Consider the following 23,797-nt stretch of genomic DNA (forward strand, 5'->3'; position numbering starts at 1 on the left):
GCAGCGCCCCGCGCGGCGGTGCCCACCCGTCCGGCCGCGGCCCCGGCGCCCGGCCCGGCGGCGCCCCGCGTCCCAGCGACCGCCCTGCCGACCGGGCCGACGACCGCCCCGGGGACCGCCCTGCGGACCGGGCGGGCGCCCCGGCGCGCCGGCGTCCGATGGACACCGCGCGGGCGACCCTGGGCGCCGCGCTCGGCCTCACCGCCGCCTCCGCGGTCGTCCCCGGGTCCGGCCATCTCGCGCTGCGCCGCCGCCGCACCGGCGGGCTGATCCTCGGGACGGTCCTCGCGGTCGTCGTGTCGCTCGCCCTGCTGGTGCTGCTCGCCCGGCGCTCCACGCTCCTGCAGAACCTGCTGTCCACCACCACGCTCACCGTGATCGCCGGGCTGCTGGTGCTCGGCGGGATCGGCTGGATCGCGCAGGTCGCCCGCACCTACGCGCTCGCCCGGCCGCGCGGCATGCCGCTCGGCCAGAAGGTCCTCGGCACCGCGACCGCGGCGCTGATGTGCCTGACCGTGGCCGTCCCGTTCGGGTACGGCGTCGAGCTGCTCAATTCCCAGCGCGGGCTGCTGAACTCGCTGTTCCAGGGCGGCGGGACGTCCGCCGCGGAGGCACTCGGGAAGCCCCGGCTGAACGTGCTGCTGCTCGGCAGCGACGCGGGCGACGACCGCGCGGGCACCCGCACCGACACGATGATGCTCGCCAGCATCGACACCCGCTCCGGGCGGACGACGCTGTTCAGCCTCCCCCGCAACATCCAGCGCGCCGAGTTCCCGCCCGGCACCCCGGCCGCGGAGGAGTTCCCGAACGGGTTCAACGACCCGTCCGGCTCGGCCGGGGACTACCTGCTCAACGGCGTCTACGCCTACGGCGAGCAGAACCCGCAGATCGCGCCGCCGGGCCCGACCCGCTTCCCCGGCATCAACCTGCTGCAGTCGACCATCTCGTACATGACCGGCCTGCCGATCGACTACTACCTCGAGGTCAACATGGCGGGCTTCTCCGCCATGATCGACGCGGTCGGCGGGGTCACCGTGAACGTCGGCCCGGATCCGGTCCCGGTCGGCGGGGTCACCGCGTTCGGCCGCTACACCACCCCGGACCGCTACATCCAGCCCGGCGTGCAGACCCTCAACGGCGAGGACGCGCTGTGGTTCGCGCGCTCCCGCCGGGACGGCACCGACTACCAGCGGATGGGCCGGCAGCGCTGCCTGATCCAGGCGGTGATCACCGAGACCAGCGCGACCGAGCTGATCGGCCGGTTCCAGAGCATCGCGGCCGTCACCCGGGACAACGTCGCCACCGACATGCCACAGCAGGTGCTGCCGGCGCTGGCCGTGCTCGCCGACGAGGGCTTCCGGCTGGAGAGCGTCGCGTTCGACCCGTCACTGCCGGACCCGAACTCGTCCACCGGCTTCTTCGTCACCGCGGACCCGGACATCGAGTACATGCGCGAGGTCGTCCGGGACGCGATCGCGGACCCGCCGCCCGCCCCGGACCCGGCCCTCGCCGCCCCGACGACGGAACCGGGCCCGACGACCGAGGCCCCCGCCACGTCGTCGACGCAGACCGCCGGGCCCGACGAGGAGGAGGAGCCGGCCTCGGCCGCCCCCCAGTCGGTCGAGGACGCGTGCGCCGCGGTCGGTGCCGCCGACGTGCCGGCCGGCGAGGAGGAGGAGATCCCCGGCTGATCCCGCGGCGGCGGGGCCCCGGTCACGCGGTGGCGAAGGCCCCCAGCACGCGGTCCGGGCGGATCCCGGCGAAGTGCGACTGCCAGATCTCGTAGTAGAGGAACTCCTCCTCGCTGCGCAGCGGCCAGGAGTGCTCGGGATGGTCGGGCACGCTGCGGGTCTCCCCGGACAGCCGCGCCGCCTCGGCCTTGCGGGCCGCCAGCTCGGCGAGCACGGTGCCCGCCCCGGAGCCGTCGCCGAACTGCTCCTTGCCCCGCCACAGCAGGTCCTCGGGCAGCCAGCCCTCGAACGCCTCGCGCAGGATCGCCTTCTCCGGGCGGCCGTCCGGGCGCTGCTTCCACTCCGGGGGCAGCGCCAGCGCGGTGCGGACCAGGCCGGAGTCCAGGAACGGCTCGCGGGCCTCCAGCCCGAAGTACATCGTGGTGCGGTCGCAGCGCTGCAGGTTCAGGTGGTGCAGCTGCTCCAGCGAGCGGACCAGCTCGGCCTGCAGGGTGTCCGGGTCGGCGTACTCCGGCCCGTGCGTGTACGAGTACCCGGCGAACAGCTCGTCGGCGCCCTCCCCGGTCAGCACGACCTTGACCTTCTTCGCCGCCTCGCGGGCCAGGATCAGGTTCGGCACCGCGCTGCGGACCAGCGCCGGGTCGTAGTGCTCGATGACCTCGACGGCGTGGTCGAGCGCCTCGCCGATGTCCTCGGCGGTCACCAGGATCTCGTGGTGGTCCGAGCCGATGTGCGCGGCGACCTTGCGGGCCGCGATCAGGTCGCCGGAGTCCTCGGTGCCGACGGCGAAGGTGGGCAGCTGCTCGCCGCGCGCCCGGGCCTCCTGCGCGGCGATCGCCGCGACCAGCGCCGAGTCCAGCCCGCCGGAGAGGAACACGCCCACGCCGACGTCGGACATCATCCGGCGGCGCACCGCGGAGATGACGGCCTCGCGGACCCGGGACAGGTCGGCGTCGTCCCAGCCGGGACGGATCGCGCGCCGCGCCGGACGCACCTCGACCGGCACCGACTCGGCGAACCGGACCAGCCCGGACGACGGGCTCCACAGGCAGCCGGGCGGGAACGACTCGACGTAGGGCCGGTCGGACTCGTCGAAGGCCCGCAGCTCGCTGGCGAACAGCACCGTCGCGTGCGGGTCCGGGTCGGTGTAGGGGACGGTGTCGCCGGCCCCGTCGGCCAGCTGCGTCGGGGGCACCCAGTAGAGCGGCTTCACCCCGAACGGGTCCCTGGCGACCAGGGCCGAGCCGTCGTTGCGGCCCATCGCGACGGCGAACATGCCGTTCAGCGAGGCGACGGCGACCTGCCCGTCCCACATCACCGCGTGCAGCGCCGCCTCGGTGTCGGACTTGGTGCGCACCGTGCCGTCCGGGAACGCCTTGCTGATCCGCTCGTGGTTGTAGATCTCACCGTTGCCGACGATCCAGGCCGTCTCGGCCGCGTCGGACATCGGCTGGTGACCACCGCTCACGTCCATGATCGACAGCCGCTGGTGGCCGAGCCAGGAGTTCCCGACCACCTGGATCCCGGTGTCGTCGGGGCCGCGGTGCGCCACCCTGGCGAGCATCCGCTCGTACTTGTCGGTGTCCTTCGGTCGTCCCACTGCTGTACCGCCGAAAGCGGCGACGATCCCGCACATACGATTCATGGTCCCACGTCCGGATGAGCGTGCATCTCGCTTGTGCATGATCGAGGTGTGAGTTCGGACTCTGAGATGCGTTTCCGGGTCGTTTCGGATTGCTCTGTTGCGCCGGTGTTCGTACGGTCGGGGACTGGCCGGACGGCCCCTCGTCGCGCTCGACCGACCGTCGAGTCACCAGGACCGCCCCCGCTCGGGACGGGAGGAGCCAACCCGGCCGTGGAGCAGGGCGCGGACACCCCGCGCACCGGAGCGACCTACGAGGGGCGGACCCAGTGAGCACGGCAGGGCACGACGGACAACAGGACCGGCACAAGGTCGTGATCGTCGGCGGTGGGTTCGGCGGCGTGCAGGCCGCCAAGGCACTCAAGGGCGCCGACGTCGACGTCACCATCGTCGACCGCACCAACCACCACCTCTTCCAGCCGCTGCTCTACCAGGTCGCGACCGGGATCCTGTCCCCCGGCCTGATCGCCCCGGCGCTGCGCCGGGTGCTGAAGAAGCAGCGCAACGTCCGGACCCTGCTCGCCGAGGTCGGCGAGATCGACCTGGACGGCAAGATCGTGCACGCGGCCGCCCCGGACGGGCAGCGGATCGACCTGGCCTACGACACCCTCGTCGTCGCCGCCGGCGCCACGCACGCCTACTTCGGGCACCCGGAGTGGTCCGAGCACGCCCCCGGCATGAAGACCATCGAGGACGCCCGGCTGCTGCGCTCGCGCATCCTCGGCGCCTACGAGCTGGCCGAGGTGGCCGAGGACCCGGCCGAGCAGCAGGCCTGGATGACCTTCGTCGTCGTCGGGGCCGGACCGACCGGCGTCGAGCTGGCCGGGCAGCTGTCCGAGCTGGCCCGGCACGTGCTGCCCCGCGAGTACCGGGCCATCGACACCCGGCAGGCGCGGATCATCCTGCTCGACGCCGCGCCCGCCGTGCTGCCGCCGTTCGCCAAGAAGCTCCAGCGCTACACGAAGAAGACGCTGGAGAAGAAGGGCATCGAGGTCCGGCTGAACACCATGGCGACCGACATGGACGCCGACTCGATCACCGTGAAGGGCCCGAACGGCGAGGAGCGGATCACCGCCCGCACCAAGGTGTGGGCGGCCGGCGTGCAGGCGTCCCCGCTGGCCGAGCTGCTCGCCAAGGCGTCCGGCTCCGAGGTCGACCGGGCCGGCCGGCTGTCGGTCGACCCGGACTGCAGCCTGCCCGGGCGCAGGGACGTCTTCGCCGTCGGCGACATGGTCTCGACCATCGACCGGCTGCCCGGCGTCGCGCAGGTCGCGATGCAGCAGGGCACCTACGTCGGCAAGCTGATCGCTGCCCGGGCCAAGGGCGACGACACCACCCCGGCGCCGTTCCGCTACTTCGACAAGGGCTCGATGGCCACCATCGGCGCCCGCGAGGCCGTCGCCGACGTCCGCGGCGTCAAGGTCACCGGCTGGCTCGGCTACCTGCTGTGGTGCTACGTGCACGTCGCCTTCCTGATCGGCTGGGGCAACCGGCTCGGCACGCTGTTCAACTGGGTCCGGTCGCTGCGCTACGCGCGCTACCGCGGGCACCGGCTGATCAGCGTCACCGCGTCCTACGACCGGTCGCTGGACCCGCACGCCGCCGCCGTCGACTCCGCGCACCCGCACGAGAACGTCGAGCACCGGCCCGAGATCGACCCGAACACCCCGTCCGGGCCGGCGCAGCGCCCGGCCGCCTCCGCCTGATCCCCTCCGGGACGCGCGGAACGCCCCGGCCCGGCGGGTCCGGGCGTTCCGCGCGGCGGCGCGCCGTGGCACCGTGACCGGGTGACCCCGGCCATGCAGACGCTGATGCGCGACATCGCGCGGACCTGGGACGACGTCGTCGCCGGGCTGCACGACCGGCGGGACACCACCGCGGCCGCCGCGCTCCTCGCCGCGGACGTCAGCTGGACCGAGCTGCCCACCGGGGCCGGCGGCACCGGCCACGGCCCGGTGCTCGCCCACCTGGACGCCGTGGTGGCGGCGCTGCCCGCCGGCTGGGCGCGCACCCGCGTCTCCCGCACGCTCGACGTGCGCCGGGTCGCCGACGAGCTCCGGTTCTCCTTCGTGCACGACCGCGAGCTGCCCTGGCTGCTGCCGGGCGTTCCGGCCACCCACCGGCCGGCCCAGGTCGCCGCGGTGCAGCTGGCCCGGGTGCGGCAGGGCCGGATCGACGAGGTGCGGATCCTCTGGGACGTCGCGGGCCTGTGCGGCGCGCTCGGCATCCCCGGGCCCGGAGAGCCTTCATGCCGCTGACCTGCGGCAACAGAGTTCACCTTTCCGGTGCGGCGGGCGGTCGCCCGGCTGCGACGAGCAGCGCGTGACCAGCCACGACACGCCCCGTGGAGGGGGTTCCCGCAGGTCGTGAGGGTGTCTCTGCCAGTCTGTACCGCGATCCGCGATACCAATCCGCCCCGGAACGGGGCGCGTGGAACCGAGAGGAGGCGTCAGCGATGGCTCTGCCCACACTGACCCCGGAACAGCGCGCCGAGGCCCTCAAGAAGGCGGCCGCCGCGCGCACCGCCCGCAAGGAGCTCCGCGACAAGATCGCCAGCGGCGAGGAGACCATCCCCGCGGTCCTGGGTCGCGCGAAGACCGATCAGATCGTCGGCAAGACCAAGGTCGCCGATCTGCTCAAGAGCGTCCCGGGCTGGGGCCCGGCGAAGGTCTCCAAGGTGATGGAGGAGGCCGGGATCGACGCGTCGCGCCGGGCCGCCGGTCTCGGCGAGCGTCAGCGCGCGGCCCTGATCGAGAAGGTCGGCTGAGCGAGAAGGTCGGCTGAGGGCCACCACCCTCGCCCGCGACGACCCGGCCCGCAGCACGCGGTCCGGGTCGTCGCACGTCCGGGGCCGGGTGACCCGCCCGCGCGGGGCGCCGGTGCCGTTTGGCAGGCTTCGGCCGTGCAGCACGAGGTCGAGGTCGAGCCCGGCGTGACCGTGTGGGTGGAGGACCTCCCCGCGGCCGACGGTGCGGTGCCCGCCGCGCCGATGCTGCTCGTCGCCGGGGCCGACGAGACCGGCCTGGGCCGCTGGCCGGATCCGCTGGTCGACCGGCTGCGCACCCGGCACCGGGTGGTCCGCTACGACCACCGCGACACCGGGCGTTCGGCGCACCGGTTCGACGAGCGCCCCTACCGGCTCGCCGATCTGGCCGCCGACGCGCTGCGGGTGCTGGACGCCTGCGGGATCGACCGGGTGCACGCCGTCGGTGCCGCGCTCGGCGGGGAGCTGGTGCAGCTGCTCGCGCTCGACCACCCGGACCGGCTGGTGAGCGCCGCGCTGCTGGCCACGACCCCGCTGGAGACGGCTCCCCAGGGCACGACCGCGGCGGGCCCGTCCGGCGGCGGGCTGCCCGGGCCGGCCCGGGAGATCCTGCGGATGCGCCAGGAGCTGCACGACCCGCGCGACGAGCGCGGCGAGCTGGCCTGGCGGGTCGAGTTCCGGCGCAGGCTGTGCGGCACCGTGCTGCCGTTCGACCGGGCCGAGCACGCCGCGCTGGAACGGGCCGTGATGGCGCACTCCGGCCGGGTCGAGCCGTCCACCGCGCACACCACCGAGGCCGATCCGGCCGGACTCGACCGCGGCGCCGAGCTGGGCCGGATCACCGTGCCGACGCTGGTCGTGGAGGGCCCGGAGGACCCGGTGCATCCGCCGCCGCACGCGCGGTTGCTGGCCGGCCGGATCGGGGCGGCCGCGCGGCCGGCCACCGTCGACGGGATGGGGCACCTGCTGCCCGCCGTCGTGCACGGGCCGGTCGCCGCGCTGCTGCTGGAGCACGCCGCCGGGGCCGGGGTCCCGCAGGCCGCTCAGCCCACCCAGCGGTAGCGGCGCTCCGGGCGGCCGGTGCCGCCGTAGCGCAGCCGCACCGTCACCACCCCGGTGGAGACGAAGTGCTCCAGGTAGCGGCGCGCGCTGACCCGGGACAGCTCCGCCGCCTCCGCGCACTCCGACGCCGACAGGTCCGCGCCGTGCTCGCGCAGGGTGCGCGCCACCAGATCGGCGGTCGGCGTGGTGAGCCCCTTCGGCATCCGCTCCCGCCCACCGGCCGCCGCCGCGGCCGGGACGACGGCCCCGCCGCCGAACAGCCGGTCGATGTCGGCCTGGTCGCGCACCCGGTCCAGATCGCGCCGGATCCGGGACGCCCGGTGCACCTGGGCGGCCAGCGCCGCCGAGTCGAACGGCTTCACCAGGTAGTGCAGCGCCCCGCCGTGCAGCGCGGCCGCGACCGTCGCCGGATCGTCCGACGCCGTCACGACCAGCACGAACGGGTCGTCCGGCATGCCGGTGCGGAGCCGGGACAGCACCTCCAGGCCGGACATGTCGGGCAGGTACACGTCGAGCAGCACCAGATCGGGGCGCAGCTGCGCGGCGAGCTCCAGCGCCTCCTCGCCGCGGTGCGCCACCGCGACGACCGTGCAGCCGGCGATCCGCTCCACGTAGCCGGAGTGCACCTTGGCGACCATGAAGTCGTCGTCGACGACGAGCACCCTCACGTCCGCACCTCCGTCGGCACCAGCGGCAACATCGCCGCGAACACCGCGCCGGGCGGTCCCTGCCCGGTGTCGCGCACCGCGATCGTGCCACCTCGCCGCAGACAGGCCTGACGGGCCAGTGCCAGACCGAGCCCGCGGCCGCCGATCTCCGCGGCCTTGGTGCTGAACCCGGCGCGGAACACCTCCTCGGCGAGCCCGGACGCGACCCCCGGCCCGGAGTCGCGGACCTCGACCCGCACCGGGTCGTCGCCCCCGCCGGTCAGCCCGATCTCGACCCGGCGCACCGATCCCGGGGGCGTCGACGCGGTCGCGTCCACCGCGTTGTCGATCAGGTTCCCCAGCACCGTCACCAGGTCGGCGGACAGGTCCGGGTCGCGCTCCGGGTCGGTCGGGGCCAGCCGGGTGTCCGGCGCCAGCTCCAGCGTCACACCCCGCTCGGCGGCCTGGCTGTTCTTCGCGACCAGCAGCGCCGCCGTCGCCGGGTCCCCGACCCGGCCGGACACCTCCCGCCGCCAGCCCTCGGACGCCGCGACGATCCCGGACACGAACCGGCGCACCTCGTCGTGCTCGCCGAGCTCGGTCAGCCCGGCGATGGTGTGCAGCCGGTTGGAGAACTCGTGCGCCTGCGCCCGCAGCGTGTCGGTGACCGTGTGCGAGGCGTCCAGCCGGTGCTGCAGGGTGGTCAGCTCGGTCCGGTCCCGCAGGGTGACGACGGCGCCCACCTCCCGGCCGTCGAGCCGGACCGGCATCCGGTTCAGCACCAGCGCGCGCGAGCCGCGCAGCACCAGCTGATCCTCGCCGGTCGCCGCGCCGGTGAGCACCTCGCGCAGCCGGTCGTCGAGATCCAGCTCGGCGACGTGGTCGCCGGGCCGGGCCGCGGGCAGCTCCAGCAGCTCCCGGGCGACCGGATTGAGCAGGGTGATCCGGTCCGCGGTGTCCAGCCCGACGACGCCCTCCTTGATGCCGAGCAGCATCGCCTCCCGGCGCTGCACCAGCTCGACGATCTCGTCCGGTTCCAGGCCGAGGGTCTGCCGGCGGACCCGGCGGGCCAGCAACAGCGACCCGGCGACGCCGATGCCCAGCGCCAGCCCGAGCAGCGTCACCGACTCGGCCCGGGCCCCGGCCAGGTACGACCACAGCGCGGGCGCCCGGATCCCGGCCGACACCAGCCCGACGACGGTGCCCTCGTCGCCGATCACCGGGACCTGCGCGACGACCGTCCGCCCGGCCTGCTCGCCGATCCAGGCCCGGCCGAACGGCGCGGTGCTCCGACCCGGGTCGAAGTGGGTGCTCTCCCGCGACGGGTCCGGTGAGGTCCGCACCACCAGCCCGGCGTCGACGATCTCGATCCGGTCGGCCCCGGACAGGTTCTCCGCGCTGCGCGCGAACGACGGGAGCAGATCGTGCCGGCTGGTCTGCAGCGCGGCCCGCACGGTCGGGACGGACGCCACGTCCTCGGCCACCGACAGCATCCGGCGGCCCTGGGTCTCCCGGAACGAGTCCGCCGCCTGCACCGCCGCCAGCGCCGCCACCGCGCCCAGCAGCAGCGCGACGACGACCAGCTGCCACACCAGGAACTGGCGTGCCAGCGGGCCGCCCGCTCCCCCGGCGCGCCGTCGCATGCGCCGAGCCTATTCGCCCGCCGTTCGCCGTGGCACCGACCGTCACGGCACAATGCGGCCCGGACGGGGTCGGGGGGTGTGATGGGCCGGGGACGGTGGCTGGTGGCGCTCGTCGCGGTGCTCGCCTGCCTCGCCGTCGCGCCCGCCGTCCCGGCCGTCCGCGACCTCGCCGTTCCCGGCCCCTCCACCCCGCACGGCCTGCGGATGCTCGTCCCGAACGTGCCCGGCGGCGGCTTCGACGTGACCGCCCGCAGCGCCGCCAGGACGCTGTCCGACACCGGGCTCGCCGATCCGGTGGAGGTGTTCAACCTGCCCGGCGCCGGTGGCGTCGCCGGGCTCGGCAGGCTGGTGAACGAGACCGGCAACGACCGGCTGCTGCTGAGCATGGGCCTCGGCGTGGTCGGCGCGGTCGCCTCCCAGGACCCGCGGGTGACGCTGGCGAACACCACCCCGGTCGCCCGGCTGATCGAGGAGTCGGAGATCGTCGTCGTCGCGGCCGGGTCGCCGCTGCGCGACGTGCGCGACCTGATCGACACCTGGCGCGCCGATCCGGCGGCGCTGCCGGTCGGCGGCGGCTCGACCGGCGGCGGCCCGGACCATCTCGCGACGATGCTGCTGGCCGAGGGCGCCGGCATCCCGCCGGAGCGGGTCGACTACGTCAACCACGACGGCGGCGGGGCGCTGCTCGCCGCCCTGCTGGCCGGCGAGGTCGCGGTCGGCGTCTCCGGTCTCGGCGAGTTCGCCGACCAGCTCGGCACCGGTTCGCTGCGCGCGCTCGCCGTCACCGCCGACGAGCGGGTGCCCGGGCTGGCCGTGCCGACCCTGCGCGAGTCCGGTGTGGACGTCGAGTTCAGCAACTGGCGCGGCATCGTCGCGCCGCCCGGTCTCGATCCCGGCGCGCGGGCCGCGCTGGTGGACCTGTTCGCCCGGATGCGGGAGACCCCGGAGTGGCAGGAGGTGCTGCGGGCCAACGGCTGGCGGGACGTGTGGCTGCCCGGGGACCGGTTCGGCGAGTTCCTGCACGCCGAGGACGAGCGGGTCGCCGGGATGCTGGGCCGGATGGGGCTGGGCGGGCCGTGAGCCGGGCGCGGGCCGGTCACCGGTCCCCGCGGCCCAGCTCGCGGTACGCCTCGGCGGCCCCGGCGCAGAGCGGGATGGAGCCGGTCCCGATGGCGGTGCGCGGGTTCAGCCGCTCGGCCTCCCGGTGCGATCCGGCGACCCGCTCGCTGAACAGCGCCCCCAGCCACGCCCGCACCTCGTCCGGCGGCATCGCGGTCGACGCCATCAGGTAGTTGGTGATGCTCAGCGTGCGGACCGGGGCGGGCGTGCCGTACACCGAGGCCGGGACGGTGCTCGGCCGGTAGACGTCGTCGTAACGGTCGTCGAGCGCGGTGGTCACCCCGTCCAGGTCGACCAGGGCCAGCGGCACCCGGGCGGCCAGGTCGGCGACCGCGGCGGTGGGCAGGCCGCCGAGCCAGATCATCGCGTCGATCCCGCCGGCCTCCAGCGCGGCCGTCGCGGCGGCGAGATCGGCGTGCACGGTCCGTACGTCGCGCCCCGGGACCAGCCCGGCCGCGTCCAGCAGCCGGTTCGCGACCAGCGCCGATCCCGACTCGGCCGAGCCGATCGCGATCCGGCGGCCACGCAGCCCGTCGAACCGGGTGACGCCGCTGTCGGCGCGCACCACGACCTGGACGTAGCTGTCGTAGAGCCGGGCCAGCGCGCACACCGGCTGCGGCGCCTCGAACGGGCCGGTGCCGCCGAACGCGGCCTCCGCGGTGTCGGCCAGGCTGAACCCGACGTCGGCGCTGCCGCCGGTGAGCCGCACCAGGTTGGCCACCGACCCGTCGGTCCGGACCACCGACACCGTGCCATCGGCGACCGGGACGGCCCGGGCGAGCTCCCGGCCGATCGTCACGAACACGCCGCCCTCGTTGCCCGTCGCGACCATCGCGTCACCGGGCAGGCCGGGCGGGGCCGCGGCGCCGCAGCCGGCCAGCAGCACCAGTACAGCCGGCACGACCAGCGCAGGCAGTACGGCCAGCGGCGCCGCGACGGCCGGGCCGCCGCGGCGCCGCGGTACGCGGGTCCCGATCAGCCCAGCCCCTCGACGGCCTGCAGCGACCCGGGTGCCAGCGGCACCTCACCGGTCTCCCCGATGGTCTCGGCGCTGATCTCGGCGGCGGCCCGGTTCACCGTGGTGAGCTGCTCGACGTTCTCCACCACCGCGGTGGTGACCACGCAGGCCAGCGCGGGATCGATGTCGTCGCGGGCCAGCAGGTAGTTGCCGACACCGATGCTCGGGGTGTCCGCCTCGGTGCCGTAGACGGCGGCCGGGACACTGCCCGGCTCGTAGGCGGCGTTGAGCCGCTCCATGGCGGGCAGCACCGCGGCGATGTCGAGCAGCGACACCTCGTCACCGGCGGAGGCGAACAGGTCGATCAGCGCCGGGGTGGGCAGGCCGCCCACCCAGATCAGGGCGTCCAGCGAGCCGTCCCGCAGGCCGTCCACACTGGTCCCCAGGTCGAGCCGCTGGGCGTGCGCCTGCACGCCCGCCGTCTCCAGCAGCCGGTTCGCCACCACCTCGGTACCCGATCGCGGCGAGCCGGTGGAGACCCGCTTGCCGTCCAGGTCGGCCAGCGAGGCGATGTTGCGGTCCTTGCGGACGACGACCTGCACGGTGCTGGTGTAGAGCCGGGCCAGCGCGACGATCTTCCGCGGCTCCGGTGCGAAGCTCCCGGTCCCGCGCACCGCGTCCACCGCGGTGTCCGCGGTGGAGAACGCGATCTGGTAGTCGCCGGTACCGAGCTGCTCGACGTTCTGCACCGAGGCGCCGGTCTCGGCGGCGTTCGCGCGCACCGTGCCGCCGGTGGTGCGCCCCAGCACCTCGGCGATCCCGCCGCCGAGCGCGTAGAACACCCCGCTGGCGTTGCCGGTGGCGATCGAGATCCGGACCGGTTCGGTGACCTCGCAGGCCCCGGTGGGTGCGGTGTTCGCGGCGGTCGCCGACTGCTGCCCGCCGCAGCCGGCGAGCAGTGCGAGCACCGACGCGGCGGCGGCGAGCACCCACACTCGGTTGTGTCTCATGTGGTGGACTCCTTGGGGGTTCGGGCACGACGGACGAGATGGACGGCCACGGCGAGCACGGCGAAGCCGATGCCGATCGCGGCGGTGAACGGGTGCAGGTAGAGCAGGAGCAGGGCGGCGGGGAGCAGCAGCAGCCGTTCGGCGGGGTTCGCCGGGCCGACGATCCAGCCGCCGGTGACCCCGGCGAGCGCGGCCACCGCCAGCGCGCAGGCCCCGGCCGCGCCGAGCATCGTCAGCGGGTCGCCCTGCAGCAGCACGCCCTGACCGGCCGGGGTGGCCACGATCGCGATCGGCACCAGGAACGCGGGCAGCGTGACCCGCAGCGTCTGCCACATCGTCCCGATCGCGTTGCCGCCGGTGATCGCGGCCGCGGCGACCGCCGCCAGCGCGGTCGGCGGGGTCACCTCGGAGAGCACCGCGAAGTAGAAGATGAACATCGCGACCTGCGGGGCGCCGACCCCGAGCTCGATCAGCGCCGGTCCGATGATGACCCAGCTGATGATGAACGACGCGGTGACCGGCACGGCCAGGCCGAGCAGCGACACCGCCAGCGCGGCGAAGACCACCGTCAGCAGCAGCACCGCGACGTCGTTCCCGGCGCCGAGCTGCTCGGCGCCGCGCACCAGCAGCGACGCGAACTGCAGGCCGAGACCGGTCTTCGTGACGGTCGCGGTGATGATCCCGGCCGCCGCGCAGACCGCGACGACCGGGAGCACCGCCCGGGCACCACCGACGAGTGCCTGGTAGATCCTGACCGGCGTCATCGCGTTTCGGCGGTCCAGGAAGGACAGCAGGAACGCGGTGAGCGTCGCGAGCAGGACCGCGCGGGGAGCGGACACGTTCATGACCAGTGCGGCGACCATGACCACCAGCGACACCAGGTGGTAGCCGTAGCGGAGCAGGGTCCGGCCCGGGGCCGGCAGGTCGACGTCGACCGAGGTGGTGCGCAGCCGGCGCGCACCGATCTCGACGGCGAGCACGACGCCGAGGTAGTAGAGCAGGCTGGGCACGACCGCCCAGACCAGGACCTGCAGGTAGGGCACGGCCAGGTACTCGGCGATGATGAACGCCGCCGCACCGAGCGTGGGCGGGGACAGGATCGCGCCGATCCCGGCGGCGGCGAGCAGCCCGCCGCCCGCCTCGCGCGGGTAGCCCGCGCGGCGCAGCACCGGCCAGGCCACCGACCCGAGGGTCACCGTGGTCGCGGCGCCGGAACCGGACACCGTCCCGAGCAGGAACCCGGTCATCGTGACCGCGCGGCCGGGGCCGCCGCTGGAGCGGCCGGTCAGGCCCAGCGACAGGTCGACGAAGAAGCGGCCGGCGCCGGAGTACTCCAGCACCACCCCGTAGAGGGTGAACAGCACGATGTAGGACGCGGCGACCGCCAGCGGTGTGCCGTAGAAGCCGGACGCGTCGTTGTAGAGCGCGTTCACGATCTGGGAGAAGTCCAGGCCGCGGTGCGCGATCTCCCAGCCCTGCGGGAGCAGCCCGCCGTAGTAGCCGTACCCGATGAACACCAGGCAGATCGCCGGCAGGATCCAGCCGGTCGTCCGCCGGCACGCCTCGAGCACCAGCAGGGTGAGCAGGCCGCCCGCCACCACGTCGGCGGTGACCAGCAGCCCCTGCCGGTCCAGGAAGGCGTCGAAGCCGCCACCGCCACCGAGGATCGGGAACGGCAGCATCGGGTAGGCGGCGACCAGCAGCGCCAGCACGGCGAGCGTCCAGTCCAGCGGCCGGGGCGTCTCGCCGTCGATCAGCCCGACGATCCCGGACCGGTTCCGCAACCGGGCCGGCATCCCGCACCGGTAGGCGAGGAACACCAGCGGCAGCGTGGCCGCCAGGAAGATCATCAGATAGAACTGGATCCCGCGGGTGAGCGGATCGAGGACCTGCACCACCGCGAACACCGACACCGCGGCGCAGACGATCCCCACCAGTATGTTGACCGGGCCTCCCAGGACCCGGCCCGGCTTCTCCTCGTCGTGCTCGGTTCCCGGACCGGATCCCGGTCCCGGAACCGGCGGGACGGGAACAGCCCCGTCGTCGTCCCCGGAGGTGTGCCGCGTCTCTGCCTGCACCATGGCGGCGGACGCTATGGGGCGCGCCCCGTGCGGTGCGGCGCGCAACCGTGAGAACTTACGTTGGGTTAACACTCGACAGAGGAGGACGAATCGATGGGACCCGGTCGGGTACTCGTCGTCGAGGACGACGACGGCGTCGCCGACGCGGTCGGCGGCGCGCTGCAGCTCAACGGATTCCGGGTCCAGCGGGTGCGGACGGTCGCCGACGGCTACGACGCCGTCCGGCGCCAGGACCCCGATCTGGTGCTGCTCGACCGCAGGCTGCCCGACGGCGACGGGATCGGGCTGATCCGGTCGATCCGCGAGCTCACCGACGCCCCCGTCATCCTGGTCACCGCCCGCGGCGAGCAGGCGCTGCGGGTGCAGGGGCTGGAGGCGGGCGCCGACGACTACGTCGTCAAGCCGTTCGGCATGCAGGAGCTGCTCGCCCGGGTGCGCGCGGTGCTGCGGCGCTCCGGCCGGTCCACCGCGCGGTCGGCACCGGCCGGCCCGGTGTACCTGCATCCCGAGACCGGCGCCCCGCGCAGCCCCGCGGTGCTGCACCCGGGGCAGCGCCGGCTCGTCCCCTCCACCCCGCGGGGTGATCCCGGCGCCGCCGCCGAGCAGCTGTCCTGCAAGGAGTTCGACCTGCTGAGCCTGCTCATCCGGGCCGCCGGCCGGGTGGTCGAGCGGGAGACGATCGCCGAGCAGGTGTGGGGCTCCAGCTGGGTCGGCGACTCGCGCACGCTCGACGTCCACGTGTCCGCGCTGCGCGGCAAGCTCGGCGACCGCTCGATGGTGCGGACCGTCCGCGGGGTCGGCTACCGGCTGGCCGCCCGGGTGGAGGGGCCGTGAGACGCCGGGTCGCGGTGCTGCTCGGCACGCTGCTCGGCGTGCTCACCGTGCTCACCGGCTGGTTCGTGGTGCAGGACCACGGGGCGCGCACCGCGCAGGGCCTGGCGCTGGCCAGGGCCACCGACACGGCCCGGTTCGCCGACCTGTCGATCCTCGCGTTCCAGACCGACCGGTGGGGCGCCGTCGGGCAGGAGATGGCGCGGTTCGAGCAGGTGCACGGGGTCGCCGTGGCCGTCGTCGACCTGGAGGGCCGGACCCTCGCCGCCTCCCGGCCCGGACTGCTCGGCGACGGGGACGCGCAACGGCCCGACGTGGCCCGCGCGATCCGGCGGGCGCTGGCGGGCGCACCGGCCGGTCCGCTGCCGCCGATCCGGCCGTGGAGCGGCGGCGACTACGTGGCGGCGCAGCCGGTCGGCGCGGACGCGCAGACCCTCGGCGCCGCGGTCACCATCTCCCCGGTCGAGCCCGAGGCGGCCGCGGTGCGGCAGTACCTGCTGCTGGTGACGGCGATCGGGCTGCTGGGGCTGCTGCTGGTCGTCGGGGCGGTCGCGCTCCCGCTCGGACGCTGGGTGCTGCATCCGCTGCGGCTGCTGGAACGCGCCGCCGAGCGGGTCGCCGGCGGCGATCTCGACCATCCGGTCCGGGTCCGGCACGCGACACCCGAGCTGCGCTCGCTGGCCGCGTCGTTCGACCGGATGGTGGACGGCACCCGGACCCTGCTGGCCCGCCAGGACCAGTTCGTCACCGACGCCTCGCACGAGCTGCGCAACCCGCTCACCGCGCTGCGCCTGCAGATCGACCTGCTGGAGCTGAGGCTGGCCGGCGGCCCGGCGGCGGCACGGGCCCCGCTGGACGCCGCGGTGCGCGAGGTGAACCGGCTCTCCGAGGTGACCGAGGAGCTGCTCACCCTGGCCCGGGCGGGGGTCCCGACCGGCGGCGCGGAACCGGTCGATCCGGCGACCGTGCTCCGCCGGACCGGTCAGCGGTGGGCCGGGCGGCTCCCCGGACTGACCTTCGAGAGCCCCGCCGGGCCGGACGTCCCGGCGCTGGCGGCCCGGCCGCAGGCCGTCGAACGGGTGCTCGACATCCTGCTGGAGAACGTCCAGCTGCACGCCGCGGGCGCACCGGCCGTGGTGCGGGTGTGCACCGGGCCGCCCGGCCCCGGACCGGGCCGGGTGGTGATCGAGGTCGCCGACCGCGGCCCGGGGGTGGGCAGTGCGGAGCTGCCGCACGTGCGGACCCGGTTCTGGCGGTCCGCGCGGTCGGCGAACCGGCCCGGCTCCGGGCTGGGCGTCGCGATCGCCGAGCAGCTGGTGGCGGGCAGCGGGGGCACCCTGACCGTCGCGCACAACGAGCCGTCCGGTCTCGTGGTGCGCACCGTCTGGCCGGTGCACCCGCCGGCCTGAGCCGCCGCCCGGCCGCCCCCGTCGCACCCCGGGGCCGATCTCGAACCCCGGGGCCGACGCCGCACCCGTTCCAGCAGGTGCGCGGGGCCGGCAGGGGTGCGACACACCGCATCAGCCCGGCAGCAGCTGCGCCGGGACGTCGACCAGCCGGCTGCGCAGGTACTCCCCCAGTCCCTTCGCCTGCGGGTCCGGCCGGGTCGACGAGGCGACGCCGTCCCCGAGCAGGCCGTGCACGACGACGTTCACCGCGCGCAGGTTCGGCAGATCGAACACCTCCACGTCGAGCCCGGCGGCCTCCGGGCCGAGCAGCTCGCGGATCCGCTGCGGGGTCAGGAACGCCGCGAGCCAGTCGTGCCCGGCGTCGTCGCGCGCCCAGATCCCGATGTTGGCGTCGCCGCCCTTGTCCCCGGAGCGGGCGCCGGCGACCGCGCCGAGCGGGACCCGCCGGGTCGCCGCTCTGCTCTGCTCACCTGCCGCCCCGTTGCTCTGCTCACCTACCGGGGGCGGCGCCGTGACCTGCGGTTGTATCGGGCCGGAGGTGGGCGGGTCGGCGACCGTCCGGCGGGTCCCGTCGGGCAGCACGACGGCGTGCGTCACCGCCGTGCGGGGCACCCTCGCCGGCCGGTAGATCCCGAACGCGGTCGCGTCGGTCGGCGGGGTGGTGGTGTGGAACCCGGCGTACCCGCCGAGCGCGAGCTCCATCGTCGCGTTCGAGAACCCGCGCCCGACCAGCCGCCGGTCGGCGCCCTTCACGGTGATCCGCAGGTGCGCGGTCGCCTCCGGATTGGACCCGGCGTCGGGACGGTCGAAGCGCAGCAGCCGCACGTCGACGTCGTCGAAGGCGTCCCGGTCCAGGATCCCGAACAGCAGCTCCTCGGCCCAGGCCGCCTTGGCCTCGATGTCGAGACCGGTCAGCACCAGCGTCATCGTGTTGCGGTAGCCGCCGACGTCGTTGAGCGCGACCTTCAGGGTGTCCGGCGGCGGGCTGCCGCGCACCCCGCTGATCGCGACCCGGTGCTCCCCGGCCCGTTCCAGCCGGATCGTGTCGAAGTGCGCGGTCACGTCCGGGCCGGGATAGGCGGGCGGGCCGATCTCGTAGAGCAGCTGCGCGGTGACCGTGCCGACCGACACCAGGCCGCCGGTGCCGTCCGGCTTGGTGATCACCGAGCTGCCGTCGGCGGCGACCTCGGCGATCGGGAAGCCGGGGCGGCGGCGGTCGGTGATCTCGTGCAGGAACGGGTAGTTGCCGCCGGTCGCCTGCGGGCCGCACTCGATCACGTGCCCGGCGACGACGGCCCCGGCCAGCGCGTCCCAGCCGTCGGGCGCCCAGCCGTGCCACCAGGCGGCCGGCCCGACGACCAGCGAGGCGTCGGTGACCCGCCCGGTGACGACGACGTCGGCGCCCGCGGCGAGCGCCTCGGCGATCCCCCACGCCCCCAGGTAGGCGTTCGCCGAGACCGGCGTCCGGCCGACCGGCGGGTCGATCGCGGACAGGTCGCCGCGCAGGTCGTCGCCCTCGACGTGGGCGACCCGCACCGCGATCCCCTGCGCCGCGGCGACCGCCCGGACGGCGCCGGCCAGCCCGGCCGGGTCGAGCCCGCCGGCGTTGGCGACGATCCGGATGCCGCGCTCGGTGCAGCCGGCGAGGATCTGCTCGACCTGGGTCAGGAACGTCCGCGCGTAGCCGACGCCGCCCTCGCGGGCCTGCGCCTTCGCCAGGATCAGCATCGTCAGCTCGGCGAGGTAGTCGCCGCAGACGACGTCCACGTCGCCGGTCTCGATCATCTCCCGGGCGGCGTCGAGCCGGTCGCCGTAGAACCCGGAGACGTTCCCGATCCGGACCGGCCTGCGCTCCTCTGCTCTGCTCACCTGACCGCTCCCCGCTCCCGTCCGGTGCCGGGCGCCCCGGCGAACGCCTGCGCGATCTCCAGCCACGCGGTCGCGGCCGGGCCGGTGACGGTGAGCCCGACGTCGTCGCGGTGCCTGCGCTGGGTGACCGCCAGGCAGAAGTCCAGGGCCGGGCCGGTGACCCGGTCGGTGGCGTCGGCCGGGCCCCAGGTCCAGACCTCGCCTGCCGGGCCGGTGAGCTCCACCCGGACCGGCTCGTCGGGGACCGGGCGGCCGTGCACCGCGAAGCTGAACGCCCGCGCGCCGACGCCGATGTGCGCCACGTGCCGCAACCGGCCGGTGGGCTCGCGGACGACGCCGAGCGCGTCGGCGACGTCCTGGCCGTGCGCCCAGGTCTCCATGATCCGCGCGGTCAGCGAGGACGCCGCGCTCATCGGCGGCCCGAACCACGGCACCCGCAGGCCCGGGTCGAGCCCGCGGAACACCTCCAGCAGGCGGCCGCGGGCGTCGTCGAACCAGGCCAGCAGGGCCGCACCGGACAGCTCCCGGTACGACGCGGCGATCGCGTCCGGGTCGATCCCGCCGCCGCCGGCGACGATCCGGTCCCGCTCCGCGGTGAACCCGTCCGGGTCGACGGCCGAGCGGACCGCGACGTCGTCGAAGTGTGCGAGGTGCGAGACCTGGTCGGCGATCGTCCAGCCGGCGGCCGGGGTGTCCCGGCGCCAGTCCGGATCGGGCAGTGGCGCGAGCAGCTCGCGCAGCACCGCGGACTCGGCGGCGAGATCGTCGGCGAGCGCCTCCATCGAGATCGGCATCAGGCTCCCTTCCAGACCGGGGTACGGCGGTCGCGGAACGCGGCGGGCCCCTCCTGGGCGTCCGCCGAGGCGTAGACCGGCGCCCAGATCTCCTCGGCCCGCGCGTACGCCTCGTCCCGCGGGTGCGACGCCGACAGGTACGCGGTGCGCTTCGCGGCGCGCACCGACAGCGGTGCGTTCGCCGCGATCCGCGCGGCCAGCCGGTGCGCCCGCTCGAGCAGCAGCGCCGCCGGGACCACGTCGTTGACCAGGCCGATCTCCCGGGCCCGGTGCGCGTCCACCGGGTCGCCGGTCAGCAGGATCTCCATCGCCACCCGGGGCGGGACCAGCCAGGACAGCGGCGCCGCCCACGGCGAACCGCGGCCGACCTTCACCTCGGTGACGGCGAACCGGGCGTGCTCGGCGGCGACCACCAGGTCGCACTGCTGGGCGAGCAGGAACCCGCCGCCGTAGGCGATGCCGTTGACCGCCGCGATCGTCGGCTTCGGCACCTCGATGTTGCGCCCGAACTGCGGCAGGAAGTCCGGCGGCGGGACCGTCAGCCGGTCCTCGGCCATCTCCTTGAGATCGCCGCCCGCGCAGAACGCCCGGTCCCCGGCGCCGGTGAGCACCAGCACGGCGGCGGAGTCGTCGTCGACGAACCGGCGCACCCCCGCCCACAGGCCCTCCCGGACCTCGGCGGACAGCGCGTTGCGGGCGTCCGGACGGTCGATGGTCAGCCGGGCGACCCGGTCGGCGACCTCGTAGCGCACGCTCACCGGAACCGCTCCCGCAGGCTCGGCCGGTCCAGCTTCCCGCTGCCGGTGCGCGGCAGCTCCTCGACGACCTCGATCCGCCGCGGCCGGGCGATCCCGCGCAGGTCCGGATGGGTCGCGCACCAGGCGGCGATCTCGTCGGCGGTGATCCCGGGCCGGTTCGGCACGACGACGGCGGTCACCTGCTCGACCCAGCGCTCGTGCGCGGTGCCGATCACCGCGACCTCGGCGAGATCGGGATGCCCGGCCAGGTGCTCCTCGACCATCTGCGGGAACACGTTCTCCCCGCCGGAGACGATCATGTCGTCGATCCGGTCGGTGTAGTACAGGTAGCCGTCGTCGTCGCGGGACATGAGATCGCCGGTCCGGAACCAGCCGTCGGTCCAGCGCTGCGCGGACAGCTCCGGCAGGTTCCGGTAGCCGGGGGTCACGGCGTCGCCGCGCACCCACAGCTCGCCGACCTCGCCGGGGCCGGTCACGTCCGCACCGGTCGCCGGGGACACCAGCCGGGTCCGCACGACCTGCTCCAGCGGGCGGCCCATCGATCCCGGCCGGCGCGGCTCGCCGGGGGCGTAGGAGACGACCAGGCCGCTCTGCTCGGTCTGGCCGTAGATCTCGGTGCCGGAGATGCCGGTGCCCTCGCGGAGCCGGTCGATCGCCGCCGTCGGGGTGCGGGAGCCGCCGAACATGCAGATCCGGAACGAGTCCAGCACGACCGGCGCGTCCACCGTCCGGTTCCCGACGTCGATCATCATCGTCGAGATCAGGCCGCCGTAGGTGGGGCGCAGCCGCTGCGCGAGATCCAGCCAGGCCAGGGCGTCCCACCGGGGCATGAAGGTGATCCGGCCGCCGCGCAGGAGCACCGGCAGGCTCGCCAGCTGCAGGCCGCCGACGTGGAACAGCGGCATGCAGTTCAGCACGTGATCGTCGGCGGTCAGCCGGTAGAGGTCGATCACGCCCTCGACCTGCGCGAGCGTGTTGCGGTGCGTCTGCCGGACGCCCTTGGGCCGGCCGGTGGAGCCGGAGGTGTACATGAGCAGCGCGTCGTCGCCGTCCAGCCGGGGCACCACGCCCGGTGCGGGTGCCGCCGCGGCGAGCGCCGCGTCGAACGCCGGGCCCAGGGTGAGCAGCTCGACGCCCGGCGCGAGCCCGCGGACCCGCTCGACCTCGGACTCCGGCAGCACCAGCAGATCGGCGCCGGAGTCGGTGATCGCGTGCCGCAGCGCGGCGTCCGGGAACAGCGCGTTCAGCGGGACCGCGACCGCGCCCGCCTGCCAGGTGCCGAGCAGCCCGGCCAGGTAGTCGGGATGGTTGGGCAGGAAGAACCCGATCCGGTCACCGGCGGCGGTGCCGCGGCCGTGCAGGTGGCCGGCGAACCGGGCGGCCCGGTCGGCGAGTTCGGCGTAGCCGGTCCCGGTGTCGTCGATCGCCACCGCCGTCGACGACGGGTGGTCGAGCGCGGCGCGGCGCAGCAGGGTCGCGATGTTCATTCCATGATCCCCGTCCCGGGAGTGTGGCGGCGCGGTACGGGCACGGGCGCTCGCAGAACGCGGATCATGATCCGGGCTCCCCGACGACGGCCAGTACCTGCCCGGAGTCGACCTGGTCGCCGGGCGCGACCCGCAGCTCGCCCAGCACGCCGTCCGCGGGGGCGACGATCGTGTGCTCCATCTTCATCGCCTCCAGCACCACCAGCGGCTGGCCCGCGGTGACCTCGTCCCCGACGCCGGCGTGCACCCGGGCCACCGCGCCCGGCATCGGCGCGAGCAGCGAGCCCGCGTGCGCGACCGCGTTCGGGTCGGCGAACCGGGGCTCCTCGTGCAGCGCCACCGAGCCGTCCGGGCCGTCCACGTAGGACACCCCCGCGGCGCGGTGCACCCGGTAGGTCCGCCGGACGCCGTCGAGCTCCAGGACCACCGCGTCCGGGGTGACCGACACCGGGGTCACGGCCAGCGGCTCGTCGTCGACCCGCAGGTCCAGGCCGTCGCGGCGGAACCGGTAGGCGACCGTCGTGGTGTGCTCCCCCAGCCGGTAGCCGATCCGCTGGAACGCGCCGCCGACGTTGCGCCAGCCGGACGGCATCCCGCCCAGCACCCGGGCGTCCCGCCGGTGCGCGGCCTGCGCGGCCAGCGCCGCCGCGGCGGCGTGCCGGCGCCCGTCGCCGGACAGCGTGCCCGCGCCGAGCGCGACCGGGTCGTGCCGCACCAGGAACCCGGTGTCGGTGTCGCCGGCCAGGAACCCGGGTTCCCGCAGGATCCCGACGAGCAGGTCCCGGTTGGTGGTGACGCCGTGCAGCGCGGCGCCGGCCAGCGACCGGGCGAGCGCGCGGGCGGCGGCGGCGCGGGTGGGCGCGTGCGCGATCACCTTGGCCAGCATCGGGTCGTAGTGCGGGGAGACGACCGAGCCGGTGCCAACGCCGGAGTCGACCCGGACCTCGCCCGGCACGTCGAACCGGTGCAGGGTGCCGGTGGCCGGGAGGTAGCCGTCGGCGGTGACGTCCTCGGCGTAGAGCCGGGCCTCGATCGCGTGCCCGGTGATCGTCGCCTCGCGCACCTCGGGCCCGAGCGGGGCGCCCTCGGCGATCCGCAGCTGCTGCTCGACCAGGTCGAGCCCGGTGACCAGCTCGGTGACCGGGTGCTCGACCTGCAGCCGGGTGTTGACCTCGAGGAAGAAGAACTCGGAGCCGGCCAGCACGAACTCGACGGTCCCGGCGCCGGTGTAGCCGATCGCCGTGCCGGCCGCGACGGCGGCCGCGCCCAGCTCGGCGCGCAGCGCCTCGGAGACCGCGGGCGACGGGCACTCCTCGACGATCTTCTGGTGCCGCCGCTGGATCGAGCACTCGCGCTCGAACAGGTGCACGACGGTGCCGTGGCCGTCGCCGAGGATCTGCACCTCGACGTGCCGCGGATCGACCAGGTAGCGCTCCAGGAACACCAGCCCGTCGCCGAACGCGCCGGCCGCCTCGCGCCGGGCCGAGTCGACGGCGCCGGCCAGCGCGGCCGGGTCGTGCACCACCCGCATGCCGCGCCCGCCGCCGCCGTAGGCGGCCTTGACCAGCAGCGGGAAGCCGATCCGGCGGCCGGCGTCCGCCAGGTCGGTGTCGCCGGTGACGGTGACGCCGGGCAGCACCGGCACCCCGGCGGCCTCCATCAGCGCCTTCGCCTCGACCTTGGAGCCCATCGCGGCGATCGCCTCCGGCGAGGGGCCGACGAACGTCAGCCCGGCGGCGGCGCAGTCCCGCGCGAAGCCGGCGTTCTCGGACAGGAACCCGTAGCCGGGGTGGACGGCGTCGGCGCCGGTCGCGCGGGCGGCGGCGATCACCAGGTCACCGCGCAGGTAGGTGTCCGACGGGGCGGTGCCGGGCAGCCGGACGGCCTCGTCGGCGTCGCGCACGTACCCGGCGCCGGAGTCGGCGTCGGAGAACACGGCGACCGTCGCGATGCCGAGGCGGTGCGCGGTGCGCTGCACCCGGGCGGCGATCTCGCCGCGGTTGGCGACCAGCAGTTTCCCGATCATCTCCGC

General features: G+C 75.2%; 19 protein-coding genes. 8 read left to right on the forward strand and 11 right to left on the reverse strand.

The window, feature by feature from the left end:
• On the forward strand, positions 1-1,691 hold a 1,691-nt coding region (locus ABD160_RS26370), incomplete at its 5' end, for an LCP family protein (RefSeq protein WP_344027199.1).
• Positions 1,692-1,713: 22 nt separating this feature from the next.
• On the opposite strand, the gene ABD160_RS26375 is transcribed toward ABD160_RS26370, so the two are convergent.
• Positions 1,714-3,291 (reverse strand): asparagine synthase-related protein, encoded by a 1,578-nt coding sequence (locus tag ABD160_RS26375; RefSeq protein ID WP_344027201.1) that lies wholly within the window; start codon positions 3,289-3,291, stop codon positions 1,714-1,716.
• Positions 3,292-3,602: 311 nt separating this feature from the next.
• Between ABD160_RS26375 and ABD160_RS26380 the strand changes: the two genes are divergently transcribed.
• The 4 genes from ABD160_RS26380 (at position 3,603) to ABD160_RS26395 (ending at position 7,159) form a co-directional block, all read left to right on the forward strand.
• Positions 3,603-5,039 carry an NAD(P)/FAD-dependent oxidoreductase gene (locus tag ABD160_RS26380; protein ID WP_344027203.1) on the forward strand — a complete coding sequence of 479 codons (1,437 nt, stop codon included), beginning with the start codon at positions 3,603-3,605 and terminating at the stop codon, positions 5,037-5,039.
• Between the two features lie 81 nt (positions 5,040-5,120).
• Positions 5,121-5,591 carry a hypothetical protein gene (locus tag ABD160_RS26385; protein WP_344027205.1) on the forward strand — a complete coding sequence of 157 codons (471 nt, stop codon included), beginning with the start codon at positions 5,121-5,123 and terminating at the stop codon, positions 5,589-5,591.
• Positions 5,592-5,788: 197 nt separating this feature from the next.
• Positions 5,789-6,100 (forward strand): integration host factor, actinobacterial type, encoded by a 312-nt coding sequence (gene mihF, locus ABD160_RS26390; RefSeq protein ID WP_085916071.1) that lies wholly within the window; start codon positions 5,789-5,791, stop codon positions 6,098-6,100.
• A gap of 135 nt (positions 6,101-6,235) precedes the next feature.
• Positions 6,236-7,159 (forward strand): alpha/beta fold hydrolase, encoded by a 924-nt coding sequence (locus ABD160_RS26395; protein ID WP_344027210.1) that lies wholly within the window; start codon positions 6,236-6,238, stop codon positions 7,157-7,159.
• On the opposite strand, the gene ABD160_RS26400 is transcribed toward ABD160_RS26395, so the two are convergent.
• Complete coding sequence (locus ABD160_RS26400) at positions 7,141-7,827, reverse strand: response regulator (RefSeq protein WP_344027212.1); 687 nt, start codon at positions 7,825-7,827, stop codon at positions 7,141-7,143. The genes ABD160_RS26395 and ABD160_RS26400 overlap by 19 nt on opposite strands.
• On the reverse strand, positions 7,824-9,449 hold the full coding sequence (locus tag ABD160_RS26405; protein WP_344027214.1) for a sensor histidine kinase: 1,626 nt from the start codon (positions 9,447-9,449) through the stop codon (positions 7,824-7,826). Before ABD160_RS26405 ends, ABD160_RS26400 begins: the two co-directional genes overlap by 4 nt.
• Positions 9,450-9,530: 81 nt before the next feature.
• Here ABD160_RS26405 and ABD160_RS26410 point away from each other — a divergent pair, with 81 nt between their 5' ends.
• On the forward strand, positions 9,531-10,529 hold the full coding sequence (locus ABD160_RS26410; RefSeq protein WP_344027216.1) for a Bug family tripartite tricarboxylate transporter substrate binding protein: 999 nt from the start codon (positions 9,531-9,533) through the stop codon (positions 10,527-10,529).
• 16 nt (positions 10,530-10,545) lie between these two features.
• On the opposite strand, the gene ABD160_RS26415 is transcribed toward ABD160_RS26410, so the two are convergent.
• The 3 genes from ABD160_RS26415 to ABD160_RS26425 all read right to left on the reverse strand — a co-directional run bounded on the left by ABD160_RS26415 (position 10,546) and on the right by ABD160_RS26425 (position 14,617).
• Positions 10,546-11,469, reverse strand: a complete 924-nt coding sequence (locus ABD160_RS26415) for a TAXI family TRAP transporter solute-binding subunit (RefSeq protein ID WP_344027218.1) — start codon at positions 11,467-11,469, stop codon at positions 10,546-10,548.
• A gap of 74 nt (positions 11,470-11,543) precedes the next feature.
• Positions 11,544-12,536: a TAXI family TRAP transporter solute-binding subunit gene (locus ABD160_RS26420; RefSeq protein ID WP_344027219.1), complete on the reverse strand. Its 993-nt coding sequence runs from the start codon at positions 12,534-12,536 to the stop codon at positions 11,544-11,546.
• Positions 12,533-14,617, reverse strand: coding sequence for a TRAP transporter permease (locus tag ABD160_RS26425; RefSeq protein ID WP_344027221.1), 2,085 nt, complete (start codon positions 14,615-14,617; stop codon positions 12,533-12,535). Before ABD160_RS26425 ends, ABD160_RS26420 begins: the two co-directional genes overlap by 4 nt.
• 93 nt (positions 14,618-14,710) lie before the next feature.
• Between ABD160_RS26425 and ABD160_RS26430 the strand changes: the two genes are divergently transcribed.
• Positions 14,711-15,451: a response regulator transcription factor gene (locus ABD160_RS26430; RefSeq protein WP_344027223.1), complete on the forward strand. Its 741-nt coding sequence runs from the start codon at positions 14,711-14,713 to the stop codon at positions 15,449-15,451.
• Entirely contained in the window at positions 15,448-16,857 is a 1,410-nt protein-coding gene (locus tag ABD160_RS26435; protein ID WP_344027225.1) for a sensor histidine kinase, read from the forward strand. Before ABD160_RS26430 ends, ABD160_RS26435 begins: the two co-directional genes overlap by 4 nt.
• Positions 16,858-16,968: 111 nt before the next feature.
• Here ABD160_RS26435 and ABD160_RS26440 read toward each other — a convergent pair whose 3' ends face one another.
• From ABD160_RS26440 to ABD160_RS26460, 5 genes are all read right to left on the reverse strand, one after another.
• A complete protein-coding gene (locus ABD160_RS26440; protein WP_425563666.1) occupies positions 16,969-18,642 on the reverse strand; it encodes an acyclic terpene utilization AtuA family protein in 1,674 nt (557 codons plus the stop codon).
• Between the two features lie 80 nt (positions 18,643-18,722).
• Entirely contained in the window at positions 18,723-19,520 is a 798-nt protein-coding gene (locus ABD160_RS26445; protein WP_344027229.1) for a TIGR03084 family metal-binding protein, read from the reverse strand.
• On the reverse strand, positions 19,520-20,278 hold the full coding sequence (locus ABD160_RS26450) for an enoyl-CoA hydratase/isomerase family protein (protein WP_344027231.1): 759 nt from the start codon (positions 20,276-20,278) through the stop codon (positions 19,520-19,522). The genes ABD160_RS26445 and ABD160_RS26450 overlap by 1 nt, the downstream gene beginning before the upstream one ends.
• The gene (locus tag ABD160_RS26455; RefSeq protein ID WP_344027233.1) at positions 20,275-21,765 is read right to left on the reverse strand and encodes a class I adenylate-forming enzyme family protein; all 1,491 of its coding nucleotides are present in this window, start codon (positions 21,763-21,765) and stop codon (positions 20,275-20,277) included. The genes ABD160_RS26450 and ABD160_RS26455 overlap by 4 nt, the downstream gene beginning before the upstream one ends.
• Before the next feature lie 64 nt (positions 21,766-21,829).
• Positions 21,830-23,791, reverse strand: coding sequence for an acetyl/propionyl/methylcrotonyl-CoA carboxylase subunit alpha (locus tag ABD160_RS26460; RefSeq protein ID WP_344027235.1), 1,962 nt, complete (start codon positions 23,789-23,791; stop codon positions 21,830-21,832).
• Positions 23,792-23,797: the final 6 nt, after the last annotated feature.

It is taken from the genome of Pseudonocardia kongjuensis, assembly GCF_039526905.1.
Taxonomy (GTDB): Bacteria; Actinomycetota; Actinomycetes; order Mycobacteriales; family Pseudonocardiaceae; genus Pseudonocardia; species Pseudonocardia kongjuensis.